Annotated in this window: 25 protein-coding genes; 10 read left to right on the top strand and 15 right to left on the bottom strand. The window is 71.2% G+C overall.

What is annotated here, in order from left to right:
• Positions 1 to 74 precede the first annotated feature (74 nt).
• Entirely contained in the window at positions 75 to 1397 is a 1323-nt protein-coding gene (locus OG223_RS19610; RefSeq protein WP_329250090.1) for a glycoside hydrolase family 26 protein, read from the top strand.
• 22 nt (positions 1398 to 1419) lie between these two features.
• On the opposite strand, the gene OG223_RS19605 is transcribed toward OG223_RS19610, so the two are convergent.
• Genes OG223_RS19605 through OG223_RS19565 form a run of 9 tightly spaced genes read right to left on the bottom strand, consistent with a single transcriptional unit; the run spans position 1420 to position 11807 of the window.
• Entirely contained in the window at positions 1420 to 2523 is a 1104-nt protein-coding gene (locus OG223_RS19605) for a GNAT family N-acetyltransferase (RefSeq protein ID WP_329250088.1), read from the bottom strand.
• Entirely contained in the window at positions 2520 to 3152 is a 633-nt protein-coding gene (locus tag OG223_RS19600; protein ID WP_329250085.1) for a lipopolysaccharide biosynthesis protein, read from the bottom strand. Before OG223_RS19600 ends, OG223_RS19605 begins: the two co-directional genes overlap by 4 nt.
• Positions 3149 to 4303, bottom strand: a complete 1155-nt coding sequence (locus OG223_RS19595) for a glycosyltransferase (protein ID WP_329250083.1) — start codon at positions 4301 to 4303, stop codon at positions 3149 to 3151. The genes OG223_RS19600 and OG223_RS19595 overlap by 4 nt, the downstream gene beginning before the upstream one ends.
• Positions 4300 to 5058: a polysaccharide deacetylase family protein gene (locus tag OG223_RS19590; RefSeq protein ID WP_329250080.1), complete on the bottom strand. Its 759-nt coding sequence runs from the start codon at positions 5056 to 5058 to the stop codon at positions 4300 to 4302. Before OG223_RS19590 ends, OG223_RS19595 begins: the two co-directional genes overlap by 4 nt.
• On the bottom strand, positions 5042 to 6745 hold the full coding sequence (gene murJ / locus OG223_RS19585) for a murein biosynthesis integral membrane protein MurJ (RefSeq protein ID WP_329250077.1): 1704 nt from the start codon (positions 6743 to 6745) through the stop codon (positions 5042 to 5044). The genes OG223_RS19590 and murJ overlap by 17 nt, the downstream gene beginning before the upstream one ends.
• A complete protein-coding gene (locus tag OG223_RS19580; protein WP_329265368.1) occupies positions 6742 to 8058 on the bottom strand; it encodes an O-antigen ligase family protein in 1317 nt (438 codons plus the stop codon). The genes murJ and OG223_RS19580 overlap by 4 nt, the downstream gene beginning before the upstream one ends.
• A gap of 21 nt (positions 8059 to 8079) precedes the next feature.
• On the bottom strand, positions 8080 to 9501 hold the full coding sequence (locus OG223_RS19575; protein ID WP_329250074.1) for an exopolysaccharide biosynthesis polyprenyl glycosylphosphotransferase: 1422 nt from the start codon (positions 9499 to 9501) through the stop codon (positions 8080 to 8082).
• Positions 9498 to 10673, bottom strand: coding sequence for a glycosyltransferase (locus OG223_RS19570; RefSeq protein WP_329250072.1), 1176 nt, complete (start codon positions 10671 to 10673; stop codon positions 9498 to 9500). The genes OG223_RS19575 and OG223_RS19570 overlap by 4 nt, the downstream gene beginning before the upstream one ends.
• A 54-nt stretch (positions 10674 to 10727) precedes the next feature.
• A complete protein-coding gene (locus tag OG223_RS19565) occupies positions 10728 to 11807 on the bottom strand; it encodes a DUF3344 domain-containing protein (RefSeq protein WP_329250069.1) in 1080 nt (359 codons plus the stop codon).
• A gap of 254 nt (positions 11808 to 12061) precedes the next feature.
• Between OG223_RS19565 and chpG the strand changes: the two genes are divergently transcribed.
• From chpG to OG223_RS19530, 7 genes are all read left to right on the top strand, one after another.
• The gene (gene chpG / locus OG223_RS19560; RefSeq protein WP_019065678.1) at positions 12062 to 12301 is read left to right on the top strand and encodes a chaplin ChpG; all 240 of its coding nucleotides are present in this window, start codon (positions 12062 to 12064) and stop codon (positions 12299 to 12301) included.
• A 260-nt stretch (positions 12302 to 12561) separates the two neighbouring features.
• Positions 12562 to 13323, top strand: a complete 762-nt coding sequence (locus OG223_RS19555) for a hypothetical protein (RefSeq protein WP_329250066.1) — start codon at positions 12562 to 12564, stop codon at positions 13321 to 13323.
• A 291-nt stretch (positions 13324 to 13614) separates the two neighbouring features.
• On the top strand, positions 13615 to 13905 hold the full coding sequence (locus OG223_RS19550) for a hypothetical protein (RefSeq protein ID WP_200682282.1): 291 nt from the start codon (positions 13615 to 13617) through the stop codon (positions 13903 to 13905).
• A 127-nt stretch (positions 13906 to 14032) separates the two neighbouring features.
• Positions 14033 to 14530, top strand: a complete 498-nt coding sequence (locus OG223_RS19545) for a DUF5949 family protein (protein ID WP_329250063.1) — start codon at positions 14033 to 14035, stop codon at positions 14528 to 14530.
• A gap of 175 nt (positions 14531 to 14705) precedes the next feature.
• Entirely contained in the window at positions 14706 to 15221 is a 516-nt protein-coding gene (locus tag OG223_RS19540) for a hypothetical protein (protein ID WP_329250061.1), read from the top strand.
• Positions 15222 to 15359: 138 nt separating this feature from the next.
• Complete coding sequence (locus OG223_RS19535; RefSeq protein ID WP_329250059.1) at positions 15360 to 15794, top strand: tyrosinase family oxidase copper chaperone; 435 nt, start codon at positions 15360 to 15362, stop codon at positions 15792 to 15794.
• Positions 15778 to 16644 carry a tyrosinase family protein gene (locus OG223_RS19530; protein WP_329250056.1) on the top strand — a complete coding sequence of 289 codons (867 nt, stop codon included), beginning with the start codon at positions 15778 to 15780 and terminating at the stop codon, positions 16642 to 16644. The genes OG223_RS19535 and OG223_RS19530 overlap by 17 nt, the downstream gene beginning before the upstream one ends.
• Before the next feature lie 80 nt (positions 16645 to 16724).
• On the opposite strand, the gene OG223_RS19525 is transcribed toward OG223_RS19530, so the two are convergent.
• Positions 16725 to 17027 (bottom strand): chaplin, encoded by a 303-nt coding sequence (locus tag OG223_RS19525; protein WP_329250053.1) that lies wholly within the window; start codon positions 17025 to 17027, stop codon positions 16725 to 16727.
• Between the two features lie 196 nt (positions 17028 to 17223).
• Between OG223_RS19525 and OG223_RS19520 the strand changes: the two genes are divergently transcribed.
• Positions 17224 to 17766, top strand: a complete 543-nt coding sequence (locus tag OG223_RS19520) for a DUF2087 domain-containing protein (RefSeq protein WP_329250050.1) — start codon at positions 17224 to 17226, stop codon at positions 17764 to 17766.
• A gap of 13 nt (positions 17767 to 17779) precedes the next feature.
• On the opposite strand, the gene OG223_RS19515 is transcribed toward OG223_RS19520, so the two are convergent.
• The 4 genes from OG223_RS19515 to OG223_RS19500 all read right to left on the bottom strand — a co-directional run bounded on the left by OG223_RS19515 (position 17780) and on the right by OG223_RS19500 (position 22601).
• Complete coding sequence (locus tag OG223_RS19515; RefSeq protein WP_329250048.1) at positions 17780 to 18739, bottom strand: D-2-hydroxyacid dehydrogenase family protein; 960 nt, start codon at positions 18737 to 18739, stop codon at positions 17780 to 17782.
• A gap of 34 nt (positions 18740 to 18773) precedes the next feature.
• Positions 18774 to 20306, bottom strand: coding sequence for an APC family permease (locus tag OG223_RS19510; RefSeq protein WP_329250045.1), 1533 nt, complete (start codon positions 20304 to 20306; stop codon positions 18774 to 18776).
• 220 nt (positions 20307 to 20526) lie between these two features.
• Positions 20527 to 21537: a dTDP-glucose 4,6-dehydratase gene (gene rfbB, locus OG223_RS19505; protein WP_329250042.1), complete on the bottom strand. Its 1011-nt coding sequence runs from the start codon at positions 21535 to 21537 to the stop codon at positions 20527 to 20529.
• Entirely contained in the window at positions 21534 to 22601 is a 1068-nt protein-coding gene (locus OG223_RS19500) for a glucose-1-phosphate thymidylyltransferase (protein WP_329250040.1), read from the bottom strand. The genes rfbB and OG223_RS19500 overlap by 4 nt, the downstream gene beginning before the upstream one ends.
• Positions 22602 to 22824: 223 nt before the next feature.
• On the opposite strand from OG223_RS19500, the gene OG223_RS19495 reads away from it, so the two are divergent.
• Positions 22825 to 24834 carry a glycosyltransferase family 2 protein gene (locus OG223_RS19495; RefSeq protein ID WP_329250037.1) on the top strand — a complete coding sequence of 670 codons (2010 nt, stop codon included), beginning with the start codon at positions 22825 to 22827 and terminating at the stop codon, positions 24832 to 24834.
• A gap of 587 nt (positions 24835 to 25421) precedes the next feature.
• On the opposite strand, the gene OG223_RS19490 is transcribed toward OG223_RS19495, so the two are convergent.
• Positions 25422 to 26513 (bottom strand): phage baseplate protein, encoded by a 1092-nt coding sequence (locus OG223_RS19490; RefSeq protein ID WP_329250035.1) that lies wholly within the window; start codon positions 26511 to 26513, stop codon positions 25422 to 25424.
• Positions 26514 to 26532 lie beyond the last annotated feature (19 nt).

Raw genomic sequence — 26532 nt, 5'->3', positions numbered from 1 at the left:
TGGCGTAATTCATATTCGTATGACTGAGTGTCAAAAAGAGAAACAAGAAAACGAGAGTGGAGAGAGGAGCAGGCATGGCCCCACAACAGCGACGGTCCCGGACCGGACGGCTGGCCTTCATCGCGGCTACGGTCGCCGCGTCGGCGGCACTGGCGTCGGGTCCCGGGTTCGCGGCGGGGGCGGAGGTGGCGCGGGCCACCGATCCGCCTGCTCCCGTGACCACCGCGCCCGGGACCACCGCGCCCGTGACCCCGGCCGTCGTAGAACCCGTGAAGAACCCGGAAGTCGTGAAGACGCCCGAGGCCGCCAAGACTCCCGAGCCGAAAGAGGCCCCGGCGTTCGGTGCCTTCCTCGACTCCGGTGCCCGGGGGGTGGCCCGGATGGCGGCGCTGAGCAGTTGGCTGGGCGGTGCCGAACTGCGCGTCGGTCACACCTACCTGCCCGGCAACCACTGGAGCGACATCGAGGGCGCCCCCGGTCTCCTCGACGTATGGGCGGACTGGCGCACCGAGAAGACCGACCGGATGCTCGTCCTCAACGTGCCGATGCAGGAGAACAACGAGGACGGCGTCTCCGACTGGCAGGTCCGGCGGCTGCTCCAGCAGGGCGCGGCCGGCCAGTTCGATCAGCACTTCAAGGCCCTGGCCGAACGGCTGGTCGACCTGAAGGTGCCGGACACGGTGATCGTGCTCGGCTGGGAGATGAACGGCACCACGTACACCTCTCGTTGCGGGCCGGACCCGGAGGCCTGGAAGAAGTACTGGAACAGGATCGTCACCACGATGCGCTCGGTGCCGGGCCAGAAATTCCGGTTCGACTTCACTCCGAGCCGCGGCCGGGACGCCGTTCCCTGGACGCAGTGCTATCCGGGGGACGACACGGTCGACATCGTCGGCATGGATTCGTACGACCAGCCTTCCGGGCTGACGTTCGACGAGCAGGTGAAAGAGCCCTACGGACTCCAGGCACACGTGGAATTCGCCAAGTCCCACGGCAAGCCCATTTCCTATCCTGAATGGGGACTCTTCCGTAACGGCGACAACGCGGAGTACATGAAGCGCATGCTCGCCTGGATGGACGAGCACAAGCCGCTGTACAACACCGTGACCGACTACTGCCCGCACGGTGTGTGGCAGTGCTCCCAGAACCCGAAGTCGTCCAAGGTCTACCGTTCGGTCCTGTTCGGCCGCACCGAGGACCCGATCCCGGTCCCGACCACGCCCACGACACCGACGACACCCACGACTCCGGTCACCCCGGAGCCGCCCAGGCCGACCACGCCTCCCGCTCCGACGCACCCGGTCAACTGCTCGCCCGTGGACCTGGGCGACTGGGTGGAGTACTGGCTCGGCGGGAAGCTGTGCGTGAAGTTCGACTGGTGGCAGCGCGACCGCTGAACCAGAGGTGGCGGCGGGCCGCTCACGGTCCGTCGCCACCGCGTTCCTTCCACTTCCGCACGATCGCCTTGCCCCGCCGGCGCGCGGCGACATCGCAGACGACCGCCGTCATCAGCGGCGCCGTCCGCCGCCGAGCCAGCAACAGCCGCTGGTTGAGCACCGGTTCGGGCCGCCAGTGATGCTTGTACGGCTCGTCGCCGCGCAGCAGGCTGAGCGTGCGGGGCCCGTCGACGCCGGTGTGCTCCGCGCACGCGTCCAGCAGCATCACCGCCACATCCGCCTTCCGCTCCCGCAGCCGCGGATGCGCGCCGTAGAGATAACCGCCCGCGAGCCGCCGCGACAACAGCGTGAGATCCACGGCGACCACGTCCTCGTCGAGCCGGAACTCGGTGACGACGGCGTCCCCGGAGCGCACCATCGGCCCGACCGAGCGGACGAGATGCTCGCAGAACCGGGTCTGGAGATGCTCGGACGTCACCTTCCGTCCCTGCCACTGGAGTTGGTGCAGCTCCAGCAGTCGCCGCAGCGCCGAGTCCACCCCGTCCGGCTGTACGACGTGCCGCTCGACGCCGAGTGCGGTCAGCTTGCGGAGCTTGGCGCGGACCCGCTGGGCCTTGGAGGAGGGGAGTCGGGCGACCAGTTCGTCCATCGGTACGGCGGGGAGTTCCAGGCACAGCGAGTCGTGGACGCGGCGGCGCGGGCCGCGCCAGCGGTCGTAGACGCGCTCGACCGCGCCTCCGGGACGCACCTCGCGGAAGTCGATCAGCGCGGTGCGCGCGGCGGACGCGAGGCCCTCGGTGAGCGCGGCGACGGCCGGGTCGCCGTGGTCGTCGTCCAGCAGGACGTCGCCGTAGTCGGAGATCGCGCCGCCGAGCGGGACCAGCGCGGGTACCGGACTCCGGACGAGCATCAGGGGCGCGGCGGCGACGAGTTCGCGGCCGTCGCGGACAACGAGCAGGCGCAGTCGGCCCGTTCGGCCGTACGACAGCCACCAGGAGTGCAGCCAGGCGTGGGACTGGAACGGGGTCGCCGCGCCGCACTTCTGGTACAACCGGCCCCAGGCCGGGGCCAGTTCGGCGAAGGCCTGGGCGTCGGTGACGAGTTCGGTCGAGTACACCGGTGTCACAGGACGTCGGCCGCGGTGGCCGGGCTGGGCACCGAGGCGGGGCGGCCGGTCTCGTCGGTGGTCCGGCGCGGCCGTACCAGGAGCAGCAGGCCGCCTAGGAGACCGCCCGCGCTCGCGCCGACCAGGCCGGTCACCGCGGCCGGGGCCGAGGAGGCGGAGGTCGGCTTGATGGCGCGGGCGAAGGTCTGGAGTTCGACGTGGGTCGAGTCCTTCGAGTCGTTCGCGTGCACGGTCAGCGAGCGGGACACCGCGTTGGCCATGTCCGCGGCGAGGTCGGCGCGCGAGGAGGTGGCCGTGACGGCGACCATCGGCGCGTCCGGCGAGGTCGCCGTCTGCACGCTCGACTGGAGCGTCTTCACCGGCACCCCCGCCCACACCTGCGCGTCCCCGAGCACCGCGAGCTGGGTGGCGACCCGGCCGTAGGCCTGCGCGAAGCCGAGCGCGGTCGAGGAGTCGGCCTTGCCGGTGGGGACGGCGATGACATAGCTGGTGGCCGTGTACGTCGGTGTCTTGAGGACGCCGTACCCGCCGCCGAGGAGTCCGCCGGTCACGGCGCCGGCCGCGAGGAGGGACCAGGCCGGGAGGGCTTTCGAGCGGCTGAGGGGGAGGTGCTGTCGGATCTCGGTCATGAGGAACTGGCTCCCTGGGGTGCGGGGGACGGCGACGAGGTGGAGACCGCGGCCGCGTACACGTCCATGAGGTGGGCGGCGCTGCGGGTGATGCAGTAGTGGTGGGCGGCGTCCGGGGCGGTGCGCGGGCGCGGGCCCCGCGCGCGGGCCGCCGCCAGCGCGCGGGCGAAGACCTCGGGACCGCCCTGCACCCGCCGGGCGCCGGACGCGGCCTGCGGGGGGAGGTCCTCGATGGCGGGGCAGGAGGCGTAGAGCACGGGCAGCCCGGACGCCAGCCCTTCCACGACCGCCAGGCCGAAGGCCTCCTCGGGGCACGGCGAGGCGAGCAGGTCCATGGCGGCGGTGAGGGAGGGCAGGTCGGGGCCCGGTGAGCCGTCGGGTACGTAGGGGCGTTCGCCGGTGAACAGCACCCGGTCGGCGACCCCGCACTCATGGGCCGTACGGCGCAGGAGGTTCTCCTCGGTGCCGCCGCCGACCAGCAACAGCCAGTAGTCGGTGGGGAGTTGGGCCAGGGCGCGGACCAGGACGTCGAAGCGTTTGCCGGCCGCGAGCCGGCCGATGCCGCCGACGACGTACGCGCCGTCGGGCAGACCGAGCCGCTGGCGGGTGTGCAGGCGCTGGACCGGGTCGAAGCGGAAGCGGTCCAGGTCGATGCCGTTGGGGACCACCTCGATCCGCGGCCCCGGCACGCCCCACTTCTTCAGGCGCTCGGCGACCGTGGGGGACACGGCGACCGTCGACCGGCCCAGGCGCTCGCTGGCGAGATACAGTGCGCGGACCCCGGCGGTGAGGCCGCGGCCCTCCATCTGCGAGTCGCCCAGCGAGTGTTCGGTGGCGACGACCGCCTTCACGCCCGCGATCCGGGCGGCGAGCCGGCCGTAGACGCAGGCGCGGTAGAGGTGGGTGTGGACGAGGTCGTAGCGGCCGGTGCGGATGATCCTGACCAGGCGGGGGAGGGCGGCCAGGTCGCGGTTGCCGGTCATGCCGAGGTGGAGGACGCGCACCCCGTCGGCGGTGAGGCCGGCGGCGACCGCGCCCGGGTTGGTGAGCGTCACGACATCGCAGTCGACCGGCAAGTGGTGCAGCAGCAGGCGGAGTTGCTGCTCGGCGCCGCCGACGCCGAGTCCGGTGATGATGTGCAGGGCCTTCATGCGAGCCCCTCCACCGGGCGGCGGCGCAGCCGGTGCAGCCGGTACTTGAGGAACAGGCGTACGGCGGTGTCGTTCTGGCCGATGTGGACGCGGGGGAGGGCGTGGACGCCGTTGAGGTCGCCCGGGTCGATCGCGCAGGCGTAGGTGTAACCGGCCTCGCGTACGGCGGCCATGGCGCGGGCGTCGATCGTGCCGTACGGGTAGCAGAAGCCGTCGACGGTGGTGCCGGTCAACTCGGCGAGTACGGAACGGCTTTCGGCGACCTCGGCCTTCAGCGTCGCGTCGTCCGCCTGGGTGAGGTCGACGTGGGTCAGGCCGTGCGAGCCGATCTCCACGCCCTCGGCGGCGGCGCTGCGGATGCCGGCCGCGGTGAGGAGGGGTCTGCGAGGGCCCTCCGGATCCCAGGCGTTGTCGCCGCCGAGCCGGCCGGGCAGCACGAAGAGGGTCGCGCCGCAGTCCCAACGGGCCAGCAGGGGAAGGGCGTTGCTGACGAAGTCGGCGTAGCCGTCGTCGAAGGTGAGACCGACCAGGCCCTGGCCCTCGCCCCGGGCGCGGGCGGCGAGCAGGTCGGCCATGGACACGCCGCGCAGTCCGCGTCGGCGCAGCCAACTCAACTGCCGCGCAAGGCGGTCGGGGGTGACCGTGATGCGGTAGGGGTCGTCGGAGCAGTCGCCCACGGAGTGGTACATCGCCACCCACGGGACCGGGCCCGTGGCGCGTCTGCCGGTGGTCGGGGAATCAACGGGAGCGACCATGGATGAGCCTTCGTGTGACGGAGCGTACGGATTCCAGTGCGGGTGCGAAGCCCTGGGTGCCCAGGGCCCAGCCGAGCAGGACGAAGACGACGGTGACGGTCGCGCAGCCGACGGAGAGACCGAGCAGCGGCGAGGGCAGCGCGCGGGCCACGAAGGCCCCGGCGACCGTCGCGACCGCCGCCGCGCGCACCGGCCGGCTCAGCTCGACCAGGACCTGCCGGGTGCGGATCGGGACACTGCGCGGGCCCGATCCGCACAGCAGGAGTACGGCGGTGAAGGTGATGCCGGTGGCGTTGGCGACGGCGATGCCGACGACGCCCCACGGGCCGACCGTCCAGGCGCCGATCCAGGAGGTCACGACGATGCCGGCGGCCATCGCGCCGACCGGGTACCAGGTGGGCCGGCCCGCCGAGAAGTAGGAGCGGACCAGGACGCCGACCAGCGTCTGGCCGAGCAGCCCGAAGGCGTACACGCGCATGACGTCGGCCGTCGCGGCGGTGTCATGGGCGGTGAACGCGCCCCGCTGGAAGAGGAGTTGGATGATCTGCGGGGCACAGGCGATCACCGTGGCGGCGCCGAGCAGCACCAGGCAGGCGGCGAGCGCGAGGTCGCGCTCCACGCGGTTGCGGGCCTTCTCCGTGTCGCCCTCGGCGAGCGCCCGCGCGACCACCGGGAAGGTGACCGTGCACAGCATCAGCGAGAGCACCATCGGCATCTGGGCGACCTTCTGCGCGTAGTTCAGATGCGAGATGGCGCCGGCCGGGAGGTTGGAGGCGAGGAAGCGCTCGATCAGGACCTGCGACTGACGGCACAGCGCGAAGAGCAGCACGGTGGCCATCAGGGCGACGTTCATCGGATGGGCCTCGGCGGGGCCCGTGTCCGGGGTGGTGGGTTTGTGGCTCGTCAACTGGCGCCACAGCGCGGGCAGTTGGGTCAGCACCATCAGGAAGCCGCCCGCCGCCACACCGAGGGCCGCCGACCGTACGCCCCAGTGGGCACCGAAGGCGTACATCCCCGCGATGATGCCGATGTTGTACGCCACGTAGATCGCCGCCGGTGCCACGAAACGGCGGTGGGCGCGGAGAGCCGCGCTGCAGTAGCCGGCCAGGCCGAAGCTCAGGACGCAGGTCGCGGTGAGGCGGGTGCAACTGATGGCGAGGGCGGGGTGCGGCAGGCCCGGGGCGAGGGCCTCGACCAGGTAGGGGGCCGTCGCGACGAGCAGCGCCGACACCGCGATGAACGCCAGCGTGAGGCGGGGGAGGGTGGTGGCGACCAGGGTGCGGACGGGGTCGCCGGGGGCACCTTGCGCTCTGCGGGCCAGGGCCATGCTGAACGCGGGGATCAGGGCGAAGGCGAGGCCGTCCTCGATCAGGAGGGTGGCGGCGAACTCGGGGACGGTCCAGGCGACGAGGAAGGCGTCGGTCTCGCTGCCGGCGCCGAAGAGGCGGGCCAGGGCCTGGTCTCGTGCGAGGCCCAGGAGGGAGCCGGTGACGGAGAGCGCGGCTGTGATCAGGGCGGCTTTGGCTAGGAAGTTGCGGGATTCTGGGGCGCTGTCTTCTGGTGAGGGGGTTGGGATCAGGGGGAGTTCGGTGGGTTGTTGGGTGCTGCGCCGTTGGGGCTGGGCGCGCAGTTCCCCGCGCCCCTTGGGTGGGCTGCTGTCTGCCTGTGTTGGAGGCGTCACCGTCATTGGGTCAGGGCCCCTTCGGGGCTCACTCGCACCCGAGTTGCCGCCGTAGACCGCTTCTCCGCGTTCGCGCCCACCAAGGACCACCACGCCGCCACCCCGAACACCACCGCCGTCAGGACTGTCGACGGGCCGCCGATGTCGGCGTACATGAAGTCGATGAGTTGCCAGGTCAGGAGGCCGGTGGAGACCAAGGCGCAGTCCAGGCCGGGGAGTTGGGTGCGGTGGAGGCGGAACAGGCCGCGCAGGGCGCATACCAGGAGGGCCAGCCAACTGCCTGCCAGGGTGAGGAGGCCGAGCAGGCCCTGTTCGCTGAGGACCAGGAGGTACATGTTGTGGGGGGAGAGCAGGGGCTGCTTGAGGAAGGCCGCGCCCGCGCCCTCCGTGTCGCTGCCCGAGGACAGGGCCAACGAGGCGTTGCCGTCGCGGTGTTCGGGGAAACCCTTCAACCCGACGCCGGTCAGCGGGTGTTCGCGCCACATCGCGGTGGCCGCCGCCCACATGGTGTACCGGTCGATCACCGACTGGTCGGGGGCGTCGGTGACTTGGGTGATGCTGCTGATCCGCTCCTGGAGCATCGCCGTACCGACGCCGAAGCCGCCGACCAGGACCACGCCCGCCGCCGCCACGGCCGCGGCCACCTTCAGTGCGCGGCGCAGGCCGGCCAGGGCGAGTTGGATCGCGCAGGTCGCCGCTGTCGCGATCCAGGCGCCCCGGCTGAAGGAGAGGGCGAGGGGGACGAGGAGGGCGAAGGCGCACGCGGCGGCGACTGCCCGCTGCCGTGCGTCGTTTCGGCCCAGGGCGAGGGCGAGTGCGCAGATCAGTCCGAAGGACACGACCGTCGCCATGCCCATCACGTCGGTCGGTCCGAAGGTGCCGACGGCGCGGATGTCCTCGCCCTGGTAGGAGGCGCCGGTCGCGGTGACGTACTGCTTGACGCCGATCGCCCCCTGCCAGGTGGCGAGTGCGACGAACGACCAGGCCAGCAGGCGGAAGTCGCGCCGGTCGCGGACGAGGAGGACCACCGCGGCCGGGACGAGGACGAAGATCTGGAGGTAGCGGCCCAGGCCGCCGAGGCCCGCTCCCGGCGAGGCCGCGCCCATCGCGGCGATCGACAGGCCCAGGACCGGAAGTCCCATGACCACTACGGCCGTTGGGGTCAGCGGGCGGTTGCGGTCCCGCAGCAGACGGATCGCGCAGTACAGCACCACCAGGCCGGAGACCGCGTCCGCCGGGCCCGCGCCGCCCTCGCCCGGGGTGAGCGGCAGGCCGAGCAGGGCGATCACGGCGACGACGGGCAGGACCGGCGCGAACATACGGACTCGGTGGTTCACGGCTCAGCTCCCGGTCGGACGGACGAGCGCGGTGACCGTGCGGGCCAGGATGCAGATGTCCTGCCACAGCGACCAGTTGTCGATGTACGCGTTGTCGAACCGGCAGCGGTCCTCGATCGAGGTGTCGCCGCGCAGCCCGTGGATCTGGGCGAGGCCGGTGATGCCGGTCTGCATCCGGTGGCGGGCCGCGTAGCCCGGGTAGGTCTGGCTGAACTCCGCGACGAAGTACGGGCGTTCGGGCCGCGGGCCGACCAGGCTCATGTCGCCCCGGAACACGTTCCAGAGCTGGAGCAGTTCGTCCAGCGAGGTCTGGCGCAGGAAGCGGCAGAAGCGGCTCATCTCCAGTTCGCCCGCGACGCTCCAGCGGGTCGCCGCCTCGTGCTCGTCGACCGGGCGGTGCGTGCGGAACTTCAGCAGCGTGAAGGGGCGGCCGTCCTTGCCGATGCGCTCCTGGCGGAAGACGACGCCCGGACCGTCGGTGAGGCGCAGGACCGTCGCGCACACCAGGAGGAGGGGGCTGACCAGGAGGAGAAGGGCTCCGGAGGCCAGTACGTCCAGTGCCCTTTTGCCGAAGCTGCCCCGCCTGCGGGACCCCAACTCCAGCTTCCGGCAGGCGAATCCGGCGAGCTGGTCGCGCATCTCGTACGAGGGGGAGTCGGCGTCGACCTCCCAGACCACACAGCCCGACTCCGCCAACGCCCGCAGCAGCGGCCCGCGTTCGGACCGTACGGAGGGATGCACGGTGAGGACGGCCCGGACGCCGTTCTGGATGAGGGCGCGCTCGACCTCCTCGCCGGTGGTCAGGACGGGCAACCCCTCGGTGCCGTCCGGGTGTTCGGCGACGATCCCGACCGGCTCCACCCCGCACTTCGGGTGCCGCAGCAGCGCCGCGGCCACGCGCTGCGCGGTCGTCGCCGGGCCGATCACCAGGGCGGTGCGGGGGCGGCTGAGCAGGGCCTTGCGGCGGCGCCGGTGCACCGCGCCGCGGGCCACGCAACTCGCCGCCGTCTGGAGGGCGAAGCCCAGGAGCAGGGTGCGCGGGGAGAGGGCGCGGTCGGGGGCGTAGGCCGCGGTGAGGGTGCCGAGCGCGAGCCACGCGACCGCGATCCGCCCGCAGACGGCGGGCAGTTCGTCGAGCACGCGCGGTACGGCCCGGGGCAGATGCGGGCGCAGCAGTATCGACCCGGCGATCAGCAGGGCCACCAGGAGCGGCCGGCGCTGCCCGCCGGTCAGCGCGAGGGCGCCCACCAGCGCGGCGGTGAGGTCCGCGCCGAGCAGCGGCAGCGGTGAGGCCGGCCGCGCGGGCGGGCGGCGGACCGGGAACCGGAAACCGCCGCCGGTGCGGCGGGGGATGACCGAGACGTTCGAGAATCCGTGGTCCCGTGGCTGTCCGCCGGGGGAGGGGACGGTGCTTTCCGCGGTCACGAGTGGATGGACTCCCTGCACTCGGTGGGCACGACCGGCTCGGCACCGAGCAGGTCGCGGTAGACGTCCGCGACCGCCTCGGCGGCGTGCCGCACGTCGTGCGTGGACTGGACGTACCGGCGCCCCTGATGGCCGAGGGACTCGCGCAGCAGCGGGTCGAGCAGCAGCTCGGCGACGGCCCCGGACAGCACCGCCGGGCTCTCGGCCGGGACCAGACAGCGCGGGGCGAGGCCAGGGGGCAGGCTCTCGCGGGCGCCCGCGACATCGGTGACGACGACGGGCCGGCCGCAGGCCATCGCCTCCAGCGGGGCCAGCGCCATGCCCTCCCAGCGCGAGGGCAGCACCACCAGGTCGGCGGCCTGGTACCAGGGCACGGCATCGGCGACCGCGCCCGCGAACAGCACGGATTCCGGGGCGAGTTGACGCAGCGCGGCCCGGTCGGGTCCGTCGCCGACGAGCACGAGCCGCGCCCTCGGCACCCGCCGGACCACCTCGTCCCACGCGCTCAGCAGGACGTCCTGGCCCTTCTGCCGGCACAGCCGCCCCACGCACACCACCAGCGGCGCCGCCGGATCGACCCCGGCGAGCTGCTCGATGCCGGCCCGTACGGTGTCCACGGCGGCCGGGTGGAAGCGCTCGGTGTCGATCCCGTTGGGGATGACGCTCCAGCGGCCCCGGACCCCGGCCCGCAGCCCGGTCGTCCGCTCCGCCTCGCTCACGCACACCGTCCGGGTGGCCCAGCGCGCACCCCACCGCTCCCAGCCGACGGCGAGCGCGGCGGTGACCCCGCCGACCGCCTCGAACGACCAGGCGTGCGGCTGGAACACGGTCGGGATCCGCCCCCGCACGGCGAGCCGCCCGGCCAGACCGGCCTTCGCGCTGTGCGCGTGCACCAGATCCGGCCGCACCTCCGCGACCACCCGGGCCAGCCGCCGCACCTCGGAGACGAGCGCGGGACCCGGCGACCGCGTGGCCCGCCACAGTCGTACGTCGGCGCCGAGCGCTCTGACCTCGTCCGCGAGGCAGCCGCCGTCGGGGCAGGCGACCGTGACGTCCAGGCCGGCGGCGAGCTGGGCCCGCGTCAGGTCCGTGACGACCCGGGCGACCCCGGCGTCCACGGGCTGGGCGAGGTGCAGGACCCGTGGCCGAGGGTCGGTTGCTGGCTGGTGCATTGCGCGGTTTCCTCGCTCACGGGTGGCGCTCGGGACTGCGGGCGGGAACGCGTCTCACTGCTGGGCGTCGACGGCGACGAAGAGCGCCCCGAACCACGCCGCGTCGCGCTGGGAAACGAGCCGGAAGGCCAGACGGTCACCGCCGGGCCGCAGCGCCTTGCCGAGATCGAACACATCGGAGTCGTAGCCGAGGGTGTTCGCATACGCGGGCGCACGCTCCGAAGGCGCCGCCCCCGGCTCGCTGATCGTGGAATTCAGCACGTCGTCACGGGGATTGGCACCGTCACCGAGCGGGATGGCGTTCGTACGACCGGTCGCGAGCGTGAGCGAATCTCCGGTGCGGCCGCGATCCCCGTTGTACGCCACCACGCCCGCGCGTCCCCCGGCGTGCGCGGGCGTGCGCAGCGCGCGCAACCGGATCTCCGCGCCGGTAGGGGAGTTCAGCGTGTCGAAGCCGTCCCACAGCTCCAGTCGGCGCAGCGGCTCCTGCGGTTTCTCGTACGCGACGACGAGCGTCCAGCCGCCCCAGGCGCCGGCCGCCGACTTCCCCATCGCCGTGTTGATCTGGGCCACGGTGTAGAGACCCGAACCGCTCTCCCGGACCAGCCTGGTGACGTCGGCCGAGGCCTGGAACGCGTCCGCGCCGCCCGCCACCCGGTGCCCGACGACCGTGTCCGCGAGCACCGCCTTGTACTCGCCGCCGGGCTCCGCGACCAGTACCCGCCCGTTGTCCTTGGGCGGCTTCTGCTCGCCCACGCGGAGGTTGCCGCCCCAGTACAGGCGCGCGTACGTGGCCCGGGCACCCTCGGGCAGACGGACTTCCGCGCGGGAGGAGTTGTAGGTGTTCGGGTCACGGTCGACGTCGACGTAGAACATGTCGAAGTCGCCGTTGGCCGCAGCCTGTCCCTCGCGTACGGCCGGGCAGGCGGCCGAGGTCGTACGGCAACTGATGGAGGTGTTGGCCGCGCGGACGATGCCGCCGTGCTGGAGCGCGGAAAAGCGCTGGGCGAACGGGACGCGCCCGGCCTCGGAGGGCGGGGCGGATGCTCCGGAGGCGGCCGGGGCCCAGATCGTGACGAGGGCGAGAGTGCCCGTCGACGCCCGGCGCAGCAGCGGACCCAGGGAATTGCGCATGACCGGAGGTGCCCTTTCGGGAAGCACGGCCCCTATGTGCGATTTGCTGGCTATAGGGGTACTTCGGGAGGTGCGCAACTCTAGTGGCTATCCGGATTAATCCGTTGAAACGGGACAAGTGTGTCGGAATGGTGAAGTTCGGCCTTGTCGCGGATCACCCCATTGGCGGCACAACCCCTGTGGGCGCCGCGCGTTGACACAGCGCCGGGCATCCCCGCCCGGATGTTTGTTTCAACCCCAAGGAGCACCTCTCCATGTCGCGTATCGCGAAGGGCCTGGTTCTGACCTCCGTTGCCGCCGCCGCCATGGCGGGCACCGCCGGCATCGCCGCCGCGGACAGCGACGCGCACGGCGCTGCCGCCCACTCCCCGGGCGTGCTGTCGGGCAACGTCGTGCAGGTCCCGGTTCACATCCCGGTCAACGTCTGCGGCAACACCGTCAACGTCATCGGCCTGCTGAACCCGGCGTTCGGCAACACCTGCGTCAACGACTGACGTCCGCGCGCATCCCTTCGGCCGGCCGTTCTCCCGTGGTGTCTCCACGGGGGGACGGCCGGTCGGCGTTTCGCGGTGTTGCCCCGAATGGGCGGTAGCGGTGGCGGTCCGGTGCTGCGCTCTTGACATGGCCCTCACCAGGCACGACGTCGACCGTACGGTTGACGGGCGGTCACCCGGCGCGTTCGACCGGTTGCAGATGGTGGTGAGCGCTTTCACGGTGGGCTCAAGATCCGAAGCACCACCGAAAGGAAACACCCATGCGTGGTCTGCCCGCACGGCGCGTCGCGTCCTCCGTGCTCTGTGCCACCGTCCTGATCGGAATCGCCGGCCCCGCGGCCGTCGCGGCCGACAACGACTCGGCGCGGAAGCACGTCCACGCCGCGTCGAGCGTGCCGGTCCCTGGAGCTGACGGGCTGCTCGCCCAGGTCAAGGGCCTCGGCGACACCGCCAGTGTGCTCACCCCTGTCACCGACCTGCTGAACCAGGTGCTCAAGGCCGACAACGGTCAACTCTCCGCCGACCAGGCGCAGAAGCTCGGCGACACCGTCAACCAGGCCGTCGCCAAGATCACCGCGGCGGCGCCAGCCGCTCCGGCGGTCCCGGCCGTCCCGGCGGTTCCCGCGGCGCCGGCCGTGCCCGCTGTTCCGGCGACGCCCGCCCTGCCCGCCACCCCGGCGCTCCCCGCGACGCCGGCCCTGCCCGCGCTCCCGAAGAGCGGCGACGACTCCAAGGGCAGGGCCAAGGCACCGGCCGACCTCGCCGGTGACGCCCTCGCCTCCCTGCAGAAAGCGGTCGCCACGCTGCTCGCGGCGGTCACGTCCGGCGATGTCTCCGGGGTCGTCCCGGCGGTCACCGGTGTGGTGACGGGCCTCGTCAACGTGGTCGCGGCCACGCTGCTGGGCGGCGGCCTGCCCGCACCGAGCCTGCCCGGTCTGCCGGCCCTGCCGTCGACGTCCTCGCTTCCGGCGGTGCCCGCGGTCCCGGCCGCTCCGGCGCTGCCCGCGCTTCCGGGAGTGTGACGCGAACGGTCGCGTAGAAGCCGTAGAGAAGTCCGCGGAGCAGTCGTAGAACAGTCCGCGGAGCAGTCGTGAGAACGGCCGTCGGGCCGGTCCTTTCCGGGATCGGGCCGACGGCCTTTTCCGCTGTACGGCCCTTTCGTATGAGGATGGGAAACGCCGATGAGACACACGCTGCATTCGGGTGGGGCAGCAGAAACTTTCTGCGCACGGGGTTTCCGGCCAGGCCGGAACTCGTTACACACGGCGACAGAATTCCCTCTGGTGACATGAGTTGCCGAAGAAAGGAACGCGATGAAGTCCCTGAAGGCTGCCGCTGTCGTTGCCGGGTCTCTTGCCCTCGCCGGTGCCGCCGCGCCCGCGTTCGCCTACAGCCCCGCCGACGTGACGCCCACCAGCCTCACCGGCGCCGTCAACACCCTCACCAGTGGTCAGCTCCAGCCCGCCGACGTGATGCCGCTGCAACACCAGTCGGACGCGCTCGACACCGAGAACAAGGGCTCCGCGCTCAACACCGTCAAGGGTGCGACCGCCGCGCTGAACCAGCACAACCCGTTGCTCGGCGGTCTGCCGCTGCAGGGCTGAGTCTCTCCGGTGGTGTTCGAGGGGCGTCGAGAGGCGTCCCTCGTTCGTGTGGCGGGTCGGCCGCGCCATCGGCCGGACGGGTGAGAAGGCGTCAGGTGGCCTTCCGGCCCGTCGATAAGGTCGCGCGGTGACCTCAACCTCAAGCGAAACGCGCCCCTTCCGCGTCGCCGACCTCGGCACCCTCGTCGTCCTGGCGTGGAGCGGCGAGGCCCCCGACGGGGACATGCCCTACCTCCTCGCCTACACCCTGGGCGACGCCGCGGACGGCCCCGAGGCCGCCACCGCCGCCGTGGAACGGCTGCTGACCGACAACGGGCTCCCGGTCGGCGGCAACGTCGTCGACGGCGCCACCAAGCCCAGCCTGCCGATCACCATGCTCATCGAGTCCGGGCAGGCCGTCCTCAACATGCCGCAGCTCAACGCCCAGTGCGTGCCGCCGCCCGAGTGGCTCGCGGCGGTCGGCGAACGCGGCTTCGCCTACCTCGTGTTCACCACCCGCCCGTGGCCCGAGGCCGAACCGGGCAAGCCCGTCACCCCCGAGGCGCTGGCCGAGTTCGCCGGCTCCGAGGAGACCCTGAACGCGGCCGCGCACATCATCCTGCCCGCCCGCAGCCTGCGCGGCTGACGCCGGCGCCGACGTCGGGACAGCGGGCGGGAATTGCCGGTTCCGGCCCGCTGGCGGGAATTCCGGAAAGCTGACTACTACGGCACTCGGGGGAATCTTGAACTGATGTCCTTCCCGGCCTCGTTACCCGGGCAGCACGCAGAGCCTCCGAATTCCGAAAGGGACCGTACTCGAGATGAAGTCGACCACCCGAGGAACCATCGCCGCCGTCCTCACGGCCGTGGCGGCCGCGGCCGGCGCCGCCGCCACCCCCGCCGCCGCGCTCGGCACGGTTCCCGTGCCCGTGCCGCTGGGGGGCGCGGAGAGCGCCCTCGGCATGGAACTCCCCAAGCTGGGCGGGGAGATCCCGGTGCCCATGCCGGGCTCGCCCGAGGGCCCGCGCTACGTCGAGGGCCGGCTCATCCCGGAGCACGCACTGCCCCAACTCCCGGTCCACGGCGGCCTGCCCGGCGTCGGCCTGCGCGCACCGCTGCCGCACGTCCTCGGCGACGGCTTCGACCACCTCGGCGTCAGCACGCCCGCCTCCGACCTGCGCACGCTGGCCCCGGGCCTGGGCCTGGACCTCCCGCTGACCCCGCCCAACCCCGACAACTTCGGCCTCCCGGACCTGAAGGCGCCGCAGGTGGGCGTCCTGGCACCGGTCCTGCAGACCGTGCCGGGCGCGGACCTGGTCACGGGGGCCGGCCTGTAGGCCGTAGGGACGAGTGGACAAGGGCCCGGGTCGGGTGACCCGGGCCCTTCCGCATGCCGGGGTGCCTCGGACGGTGACCGGGCGGGGGGTCGGACGGTTAGCCCCTCGAACGAGCGGAACGGACGAGGGAGTCGGGCCATGACAGTGAGCGTCGGTGGAGTGTCCGTGGGCCGGGAGCCGGTGAGACCGGGGCCGGTGCGCAGGACGCGGCGGGAGGCGCTGCGCGGGGTGTTCGGTGCCGCCCTCGCCGTGGCGCTGGTGCCCGTCGTCGCGGCCTCGCGGCCCACCCGCTCCGGCGAGGACCCCGGGGACACCGCCTTCGACGAGACGTACCGGGGCCGTCGTATCCGCGGTGTGCTGAAGGACGGCTGGCAGGTGACGGTCGACGGCCGGCCGCTGCATCTGATGCGGCGCGCCGACGGCACCTGGCTGAGCATGGTCGACCACTACCGCTCGTATCCCACGGCGCTGGAGGCGACCCGCGCGGCCGTCGACGAGCTGAGCCCCGGGCGGGAGCTGCGCGAGGCGGACGGTCCGATGCACATGGGGGGAGACCATGGCGTACACGCGTAAGAACGTCAGCACACTCACGGCCGGTGAGAAGCGGCGGTTCGTGGCGGCGATGCTGGAGATCAAACGGCGGGGCGAGTACGACGAGTTCGTGCGCACGCACATCGAGTTCTTCGTGCCCGACGGGGAGTACGGACTGCGCTCCGCGCACATGGCGCCCTCCTTCCTGCCCTGGCACCGGCGGTTCCTGCTGGACCTGGAGCGGGCGCTGCGCCGCGTCGACTCCTCGGTGACCGTGCCCTATTGGGACTGGACGCGGGACCGCCGCGCGACCGCCCTGCCCTGGACGAAGGACCTGCTCGGCGGTACCGGGCGGCGCTCCGACCACCAGGTGACGACCGGGCCGTTCGCCTACGCGGCGGGCAGGTGGAAGATCACGGAGAACATCACCGACGAGCCGTACCTCACCCGCGACCTGGGCCGGGCCGGCTCCCCGATCGCGCTGCCGACGAAGAGCGACCTGGACGGGGCGCTCGCCGATCCCGTCTACGACATCTCGCCCTGGGACTCGACCTGCCGCACGGGGTTCCGCAACCGGCTCGAAGGATGGGGCACCGGATCAGGCAGCGCGTCCTGGCGCAACCACAACCGGGTCCACAAGTGGGTCGGGGGCGTGATGCTCGGCGGCGCCTCCGTCAACGACCCGGTGTTCTGGCTGCACCACGCCTTCATCGACCTCCAGTGGACGCGCTGGCAGAACCGGCACCGCGGCGCCCGCTATCTGCCGGCGAGACCGCCGGGGCCGGGCGACGACCAGGAGGGGCGGGTCGTGGCACGGCAGCAGCGGATGCCGCCCTGGGACGTGACCCCGGAGCAACTGGAGGACGTCAGCGGCATTTATCGCTACGGCTGACCGGTCGCGGACACGGGGAGAGCCCCGGCGCCTGAGGTGCCGGGGCTCTTCGCGTACGTCCGTCCGCGCGTGCGGTCGAATCAGTGGCCGTAGCCGCTGTCGCCGTAGCCGCCCGGGCCGGGGTGACCGCCCTTGCCGTGGTCGCTGACGTTGGCGCAGGTGTTGCCGAAGGCCGGGTTCAGCAGGCCGATCACGCTGACGGTGTTGCCGCAGACGTTGACCGGGATGTGGACCGGGACCTGCACGACGTTGCCCGACAGGACGCCGGGCGAACCGACGGCCGCACCCTGCGCGCCCGCGTCCGCCATGGCCAGGCCGGCGCCGCTGAGCGCCACAGCACCCGTGCCGAGGGCGACCACGGCCGCCTTCGCGATGCGAGACATCACGTTCTCCTTTGGTTCGGTGAGTGCGACGGCAGGACTCGCCACCGCACTTCGGGTTCAACGCCCCGGCGCATGGCTGGTAACGGCGACAGCGCCGCGATCACCTTTTTGAACAGGACTTCGAGCGCCGGGCGCGGACGTTCGACGGCCGGAAATTCGGTGCCCTCGGCGGGCGGGTGTCCACTAACCTCCCGGCATGGCAACCGACCAACTGTTCCGTCTGTTCGCCGAGCAGAACCGGGTGCGTGCCTTCGCGGCGGTGGCCCTGGGCGCGGAGACCTCCGAGCAGGTCGCCGAGGTGGCGGGCCTGACCCCGAAGGGCACGGCCCTCGCGCTGCTCAAGCTGCGCGAACAGGGCGTGCTGAAGACCATGGACGACGGCGAACTGCGCGTCGACTACGACCTGTTCAGGAAGCTCGCGAGTCAGGGCGAGGAGCCCGCCGACGAGAGCCCGGTCACCGGCGACGAGCACACCGACATGATCCTGCGGACCTTCGTCCGGAGTGGCCGGCTGGTCCGTCTCCCGGCCCAGTGGGCCCGCAAGCAGGTGGTGCTCCAGTACATCGCCGAGCAGACCTTCACCCCGGGCGTCGAGTACCCCGAGCGGATCGTCAACGAGAAGCTGCGCGCCTGGTGCGAGGACGGAGAGGTCGACCATGTGACGCTCCGCCGGTACCTGGTGGACCTGCGCCATCTGCGGCGGAGCGAGGGTGTCTACCGGCGGCTCACGGAGGCGTGACCGTCGTCCCGTTCTACGGCAACCGCCGTACGGGCGAGCCCGCCAGGTAGGCCTGGATGTTCTCGACCGCCTGGCCGTAGTACGTCGTGTAGTTGGCGTGCGACACATAGCCGAGGTGGGGTGTCGCGAGCAGGCGGGGTGCCGTGCGGACCGGGTGGTCGGCGGGGAGGGGTTCGAGGTCGAAGACGTCGAGGCCGGCGCCGGCGATGCGGCCCGCGTGGAGGGCGGTGAGCAGGGCGGCCTGGTCGACGATCGCCGCGCGTGAGGTGTTGATCAGGTACGCGGTGGGCTTGAGGAGGGCGAGTTCGGCGGGGCCGAGGAGACCGCGGGTGCGGTCGCCGAGGGCGAGGTGGACCGAGACGAAGTCGCTGTCCGCGAGCAACTCCTCCTTGGACGCGGCGAGTTGTACGCCCACCTCGTCCGCGCGCTCCTTGGTGAGGTGCTCGCTCCACGCGGTGACGCGCATGCCGAAGGCCAGGCCGATCTGGGCGACCCGGCTGCCGATCTTGCCGAGGCCGAGCAGTCCGAGGGTGCGGCCGTGCAGGTCGGCGCCGACCGTCTGCTGCCAAGGGCCGCCCACGCGAAGGGAGTTGCTCTCCTCGACGATGCCCCGGGCCAGGCCCAGCAGCAGGGCCCAGGTCAGTTCGACGGGCGGGGTCGAGGAGCTGGCCGTACCGCACACGGTGACGCCGTGCGCCTCGGCGGCGGCGTAGTCGATGACCGAGTTGCGCATGCCGGATGCGATCAGCAGCTTCAGCCGGGGGAGCCGGGCGAACAGCGAGGCGGGGAAGGGGACGCGCTCGCGCAGGGTGACGACGATGTCGGCGGTGGCGAGGGCGGCGGCCAACTCGCCCTCGTCGTCCAGGTGTTCACGCAGGCTCACGACATCCACGGTGTCCTCGACGAGCGACCAGTCGGCGAGCTCGGTCGCCACGTTCTGATAGTCGTCGAGGACAACACAGCGCAGGGGCACGGCGGTTCGGTTCCTTCGGTCGGGTCCGGGAAGGTCATTCCTTCGCGAGGGTAATCGCCTTGCGGGTCGGCCGGCCCAGGGCCCAGAAGAGGACGCCGAGGAGGACGAAGACGGCGAGCGGTACGGCCTCCGTGAGGAGGTACTGCCAGCGCTCGGCGTGCGTCCAGCCGTCCGGGAGGTAGTCGTCGCCGAACCAGTGGTCGCCGGCCCCGGGGGCGATCAACTGCACGCTGGCGAACAGGATGAGCAGGGTGAGGACCACGCTGATGGTGCGGGGGAAGGGTGCCTTGTAGGGGCGGGGGACGTCCGGGGCCTTGCGGCGCAGCACCGCGAGGGCCGGGAAGATGCCCAGGTAGCTGATGAGCGTGGTGGAGATGGCGAGGCCGAGGACGGCGCCGAAGAGCTTGGCCGCGCTGCCGTTGGTGAGCTGGTGGGCCAGGACCAGGACCAGGGTGGAGACCAGCCCGCTGAGGATGTTGACCCGGACCGGCGTCCCGAACCGGCTGGAGATCACGCCGAGGAAGCGGGGCGCGGCGCCGTCGTAGCCGGAGACGGCGAGGGCACGGTCGGAGCCCATGACCCAGGTGACGCCCGAGGACAGCACCGTGAGGATGAACAGGACCGCCGCGATGTCCCCGAGGACCGTGCCGGCGCCGCTGCTGGTGACGGTGCCGTCGGCGGCCACGTCACCGCCGTAGACGGTGAAGACCTGGCGGATCGCGTCGAGGAAGCCGCCGAGGCCGGTGATGGCCTTGACCGGGAGGACGAGGAGGATGCCGAGGATGGGGAGGGCGTAGAGGAGTACGGCGAGGGCGGCGCTGCGGAAGATCGCGAAGGGGACGTCCTTCTGGGCGTCGGTCATCTCGTCGCCCGCGGTGCTGGGCAGCTCGAAGCCGACGTAGTTGAACATCAGGACGGGCACCAGGCCGACGAAGCCCGCGTACGTCGGCGAGAAGTCGCCGGGGCCGAAGCCGTGCAGGCCGTGCTGGATGCCGTAGACGACGACCGTGATCGTGAACAGGCCGAGGAGGACGAAGCGGCTCCAGGCGCCGATGGTGGGGATCCACTTGCCGACGTCGAAGGAGAGGATCGCGGCGAGGACGCCGACCCAGATGAAGATCAGGGCGAAGACGTAGAAGGCCGGGGTGCTCAGGTCCTTCCCGTTGTTGAAGAAGGTGGTGTACGCCGTGACCGCGGAGACGGCGAGGGTGCCGCCGAGCCACACCGGGTTGGTGATCCAGTACAGGAAGTTGTTGACGGCGCCCGCGAGGCGGCCGAAGGCCCGGCTGGTCCAGATGTAGGGGCCGCCCTCCTCGGGGAACGCGGCGCCGAGCTCGGCGGTCAGCAGCGCGGAGGGGATGAAGAACACCGCGGCCAGCACGATGAGCCAGGTGAACGCCTCGGCGCCGGACGAGGCGACCGTGCCGATCGTGTCCACGCCGACGATGGTGCAGAGCAGGAAGAAGAGGATGTCGAAACGGCCGAAGTGCTTGCGCAGCTTCTGCCGCTCGGTCCGAGCTGCGGCCGACGTCCCGGCCGGCTCGGAAGAGATCTGACCAGTGGCCACGGGGGGCTCCTGCGGGGGCGGGGAGGGGCGGGATCCGGCCAATGATCGGGCGCCTTTGTGCGTCCCACAAGCGGTCGGGTGCAATTCTTGACCATTACGTATCCACCCGGACGTAACGGAAACCGTGCCGAAACGTGGGGGCCGATTTGGCGCGTGAGGCCACCGCGCAGGGCTCCCCGGTGAACGGGCGGTCCACCGGGGAGCCCTGCGCGGTCGTCGGTCAGAGCGCGGCCCGCTCCTTCAGCGGTTCCCACCAGGCGCGGTTGTCGCGGTACCACTGCACGGTCTCCGCGAGGCCCTGCTCGAAGGTCTTGCGGGGCTCGTAGCCGAGCTCCTCGCGGATCTTCGTGCAGTCCACCGAGTACCGGCGGTCGTGGCCCTTGCGGTCGGTGACGTACTCGACGCTGGTCTCCCAGTCGGTGCCGCACGCCTCCAGCAGCAGCCCGGTCAGCTCCTTGTTGCTGAGCTCCGTGCCGCCGCCGATGTTGTAGACCTCGCCGGCCCGGCCCTTGGTGCGCACGAGCTCGATGCCCTGGACGTGGTCGTCGATGTGCAGCCAGTCGCGGACGTTGCCGCCGTCGCCGTACAGCGGGACCTTCTTGCCGTCGAGGAGGTTGGTCACGAACAGCGGGATGACCTTCTCGGGGAAGTGGTGGTGCCCGTAGTTGTTCGAGCAGCGGGTGACGCGGACGTCCAGGCCGTGGGTGCGGTGGTACGACAGCGCGATCAGGTCGCTGGAGGCCTTCGCCGAGGAGTACGGCGAGTTGGGCTGCAGCGGGTGCGTCTCGGGCCAGGAACCCTCGTCGATGGAGCCGTAGACCTCGTCGGTCGAGATGTGCACGAAGGTCTTGATGCCCGCGTGGTGAGCGGCGTCGATGAGGGTGTGGGTGCCGACCACGTTGGTGCGCACGAACTCCGCGCCGCCGTCGATGGAGCGGTCCACATGCGACTCGGCGGCGAAGTGCACCACCTGGTCGTGCTCGGCCAGCAGCTTGCCGACCAGCGCGGGGTCGCAGATGTCGCCCTGCACGAAGGTGAAGGCGGGGTGCTCGCGCACCGCGTCGAGGTTGGCCGGATTTCCCGCGTACGTCAGCTTGTCCAGCACGGTGATCGTGATGTCACCGGGGCCCTCGGGGCCGAGCAGCGTGCGGACGTAGTGCGAGCCGATGAAGCCGGCGCCGCCGGTCACCAGGATCCGGGTGGAGGGGGCCGGAGCCGAAGGGGAGGTCATGAAGAGATCTGTACCTTGCTGTGGTCGCCGAGGACGAGACGGTGGGCCGCGGGGTTGCGGGGCGCGGGAGTGACCTGGACGTTGCGGCCGATGAGGGACACCTCGACCCGCCGTACGCCGGTGATGGAGGAGTCGCGCAGGACGATGGAGTACTCGACCTCGCTGTCGTCGATCCGGCAGCCCTCGGAGACCGAGGTGAAGGGGCCGATGTACGAGTCGCTGATCACCGAACCGGGGCCGATGACGGCCGGGCCGACGATGCGCGACCCGCGGACCTCGGCGCCGGCGTCGATGCGCACGCGGCCGATGATCTCGCTGGACTCGTCGACGGTGCCCTCGATGCGGGGCTCGACCGTCTCCAGGACGGAGCGGTTGACCTCCAGCATGTCGGCGACGTTCCCGGTGTCCTTCCAGTAGCCGGAGATGGTCGTCGAGCGCACGTCCCTGCGCTGGTCGATCAGCCACTGGATGGCGTGGGTGATCTCCAGCTCGCCGCGCCAGGAGGGCTCGATGGAGCGGACGGCCTCGTGGATCGCCGGAGTGAAGAGATACACACCCACCAGGGCGAGATCGCTCTTGGGCTCCTTCGGCTTCTCCTCCAGGCCCTTGACGCGGCCGTTCGCGTCGAGCTCGGCGACACCGAACGACGTCGGGTTGGGCACCTTGGTCAACAGGATCTGCGCGTCGGGGTGCTCGGTGCGGAACTCGTCGACGAGGCCGGTGATGCCGCCCACGATGAAGTTGTCGCCGAGGTACATGACGAAGTCGTCGTCGCCGAGGAACTCGCTCGCGATGAGCACCGCGTGCGCCAGTCCGAGCGGCTTGTCCTGGGGGATGTACGTGACGTCGATCCCGAGCTTCGAGCCGTCGCCGACGGCTTCCCGGATCTCGTCGGCGGTGTCGCCGACGATGATCCCGACATCCGTGATCCCGGCGTCGGCGATGGCCTCCAGGCCGTAGAAGAGCACGGGTTTGTTGGCGACGGGCACCAGTTGCTTGGCCGATGTGTGGGTTATGGGGCGCAGGCGGGTGCCCGAGCCACCGGAGAGAACGAGAGCCTTCATGCGCGGCATCCTAACCGGGGCCCTGTCAAGCGACACTCCGGCCGGTCCGCCACAGTTCGTGAAAGCGTTCCTTGGGCTTCGTGATCCGTTTGTATCCTGGTCCGTCACTTGCTGTGACGGGGGCGGGTCGGCCACCCGTTAGCCTTAATCGAGCGTCTACCGAGCGGCGACACGCGCCGGGTCCTGACGAATGACTCCCAGTAGCTGAGGCGGAAGAAGACACATGCCCATCAAGGTGAGCGTGGTGATCCCGGTCTACAACCCGGGCAAGTACATCGAGGACTGCATCGCCTCACTTCTGCGTCAGAGCCTGCCGGACGACGAGTACGAAGCGATCTTCGTCAACGACGGTTCCACCGACGACACGCCCGCGCGCCTGGACCGGCTCGCCGCCGAGCACGCGAACATGCACGTCATCCACCAGGAGGCGTCCGGCTGGTCCGGCAAGCCCCGCAACGCGGGCATCGCGGCCGCCCAGGGCGAGTTCATCCAGTTCGTGGACAACGACGACTGGCTGGGCGACGAAGCTCTCGAACGCATGTACAACTACGGCGTGGAGAACAAGGCCGACGTCATCGTGGGCAAGATGGTCGGCAAGGGCCGTGGCGTTCCCCGGGAGCTGTTCCGCAAGAACCGTCCGCACGCCACTGTCGACAACGCCCCGCTGATCGACAGCCTCACCCCCCACAAGATGTTCCGCAAGGAGTTCCTCGACCGGCACAACCTCCGCTACATGGAGGGTCGCCGACGTCTTGAGGACCACGTCTTCGTCACCGAGGCGTACCTGCGGGCGGAGAACGTCGCGGTACTCAGCGACTACCTGTGCTACTACCACATCAAGCGTGAGGACGCGGCCAACGCAGGCTTCCAGCGCTTCGACCCGGTCGGCTACTTCAAGAACCTCCGCGAGGCCCTGGACGTCGTCGAGGAACTCACCGAGCCCGGCCCGCTGCGGGACAAGCTCTTCCGCCGCTGGCTGCGCAACGAGATGGTCGAGCGGATGCGCGGGCAGCGGCTCCTGAAGCTTCCCGAGGACTACCGCCGGGAGCTGTTCGACGAGATCCACAAGGTGGTCGTCGAGCGCTTCGGCCCGGGAGTCGCCGCGGGTCTGCCGCCCGCGCAGCAGATCGTCGCCGCGCTGATCACCGCCGGCCGGTTCGCCGACATCGAGGAGTTCGCCCGCTGGGAGTCCGGGATCAAGGCCTCCGGCAGCCTGGACGGTCTTGCCTGGGACACGGGCGTGCTGACCGTGGGCTTCACCGCCGCTCTCACCTCCGGCGGCGAGCCGCTCACCTTCCGCAACGACGGCACGAAGGACCTGCTCGTCCCGCCGTTGTCGAAGGAGAGCATGGAGGCCGTCGCGCAACTGGGCGCGGACACCTCCGCGCCGCTGGGCAAGTCGAAGGCGGATGTCGTTCTGCGTGAGCGCTCGTCGGGCGCCGAGTTCTTCCAGGTGGTCGAGATCACCCGGGAGAAGGTCGCCGTTGAGGGGCGCGAGGGGCACTTCCGGCAGGTGCTGCGGGCCGACTCGCGGGTGGACCCGCTGGCGGCGGCCAACGGTGCCGCGCTGGACGCCGGTGTCTGGGACGTCCTGGTCCGCATCAGCTCCTGCGGGTGGTCCAAGGAGACCCGCCTCGGTGCCGTCCGCAGCGATGCGGCCGGGCGCGGGCGCGGCGGCGCCGTCGTCGGCTCCCCGTCCCACCTGGTCCTGCCGTACTGGACCGACCCGCACGGCAACCTCTCGCTCGACGTCGACCAGCAGACCGACCGGCTCTCGTACGAGTTCGCCCATCTCGCCTCCGCCGACGTCACCGTGACGACGGACCCCGGCCGCCTCGTCGTCGTCCTGCCGTTCCACGTCCAGGGCGAAAGCGCGGCGGACCTGAAGCTGACGAACGCCGAGAGCGGCCGTGCGGTCGCGCTCCCCGCCACGCTGACCGCCCGCGTGACCGGTGACGCCGACCTGAGCGCCGACCTCCCGCTCGACGAGCTGGCGGGCGGCGAGTGGCGACTGGAGCTGACTCCGCCCTCGACCGGAGACGGCAAGCCGGTGGCCCTCCCGCTGGCCCTCGACGTCTCCGCGAGCGGAGGTGTCGTCGTCAAGCGTCTCGCCGCCGCGGCGGCCGAGCTGGCGGCCAAGGATCCCGGACGGCGCCGGCCCGCCCCGCGCCCCGGGGCGACGACGATCCTGCGCCGCGCCGCGGGCAAGCTCCGGCGGGCGCTGAAGAAGTAGCGGGGGGCTCGAGAGCGGGATCGACACGGGCGGTCGCTGGGCATCGAGGGCGCTCGGGGGCGACCCCGAGGTCTTCCCCGGCGGTCGCGGCAGCTTTCGGGAGTGGTTCCGGGGCGCCGGGTTCCGGGGAGTGGTTCCGTGGCGCCCGGGTTCCGTGGTGCCGGGGCGCCCGGTTCCGGGGAGTGGTGCCGGGTTCCGCGAGTAGTTCTGCGGTGCCGGGTTCGGGAGTGGTGCCGTGGCGCCGGATTCCGGGAGTGGTTCCGCGGTGCCGGGTTCGGGAGTGGTGCCGTGGCGCCGGATTCCGCGGGTGGTTCTGCGGCGCCGGGTTCCGCGGGTGGTTCTGCGGTGCCCGGGTTCCGTGGTGCCGGGTTCCCCGAGGCGATCGGCCAGGACCTCCCGCCCTGCCCGCCCCGCCCGGGCCAACCGCTCCCCGCGTACGAGGATCGCGTAGCCCGTCGCAGGACGCTCCGCGGTGAGTGACAGCCGGGCATGTCCAGGGCGGGCCCTTCCGTGCGAACGCGGAAGGGCCCGGGGCTTTTTCCCGACATCGGGGACGGTGGCCTGGGGCTCGGCCGTCCGGCGCATGGTCAGATCAGGGAGCTCTTGTAGTAGAAACTCGCCATCTTGTCCGTGTCGGTGGCGGAGTTTTCCGAGGCGAATCCCATGACCAGTCGGCAGGCGGCCGTATTACTGGTGTCCGGGATTTGAATGGCGAGGCCCTCGGGTTCGCGGTAGTAGAGGCTTTCCGCGGCCCTTGTGAGCTGGCGGTCGCTCACGGTCCCGGTGTTCCAGTCGATTCTCGTGACGTATGTGTTGCCGTCGGGATTCGTGGGTGTCGTCGTCGTGCTGTCCGCGTATGTGTACGCGTTTCCGTCGATCATGTACAGGTATTGCCCGAGGGCCGTGAAACCTTGGAAGTCGGAATACGCGCTGCCGGTCGGCTGCGTCACCGTCGCGAGTGGCGTGAAGGTGCCGGCCTTGAACGCGGCGAGCTCGTAGAGACTGAACTTGAAGACGCCGCTGACGCGGTACCGCACGGCCAGGCGGCTGTTGACCGGGTCGACGGCGATGGTGGTGCGGTCGGCTCCGGACACCGGGCTGAACTTGGTGACCTGCGACGAATCGGTGGTGAGGACCGTGCCGTTGACGAACTTGAAGCGGGCGATCTTGCTGCCCCAGCCATTGGTGACACCGGCCGAATCGGTGGCGGCGACGGCGTCGGTCTCGGTCCACAAGTAGGCGCCGTTCCCGGAGGGTTCGACGGCGATCGCGACGCCGTGTCCGAATCCCCTGAGGTACATGCGGCCGATTTCCGCACCGGTGAGGTCGAGGCGGGTGACGGCAAGGTCGCCGTTGGCCCCGCGCTCGGTTCCGGTGTACGGGCGGGATTCGCCGGGGAGTTGTCGACCTCCCTGGATCAGGTTGACCGTGTAGATGTGCTTGTTGGTGTTGTCGAAGGAGAAGGACTGCAGGACACGTACGTCCTGGAGGCCTATTTCCCGCAGCAATTCGCTCGACGGCGCGGTGAGGTCGAACTTCGTGGACGCGGCGACCGCCGCGGATGCGGTGCCACTGGTCAGGGCGATGGTCGCGGCCGAACCCAATGTGGCCGTTCCCAGCATTCCCCCGGCCCATTTCATGAGCTGTCTGCGGCTCATCCCCGAAAGAGCGTCACCCATGTCGTCTTCCCCCCTGGAG

The sequence above is a fragment of the Streptomyces sp. NBC_01478 genome (assembly GCF_036227225.1).
Lineage (GTDB): Bacteria > Actinomycetota > Actinomycetes > Streptomycetales > Streptomycetaceae > Streptomyces.
The sequence above is the reverse complement of the archived record's forward strand: the minus strand, read 5'-3'. Positions and strand labels throughout refer to the sequence as shown.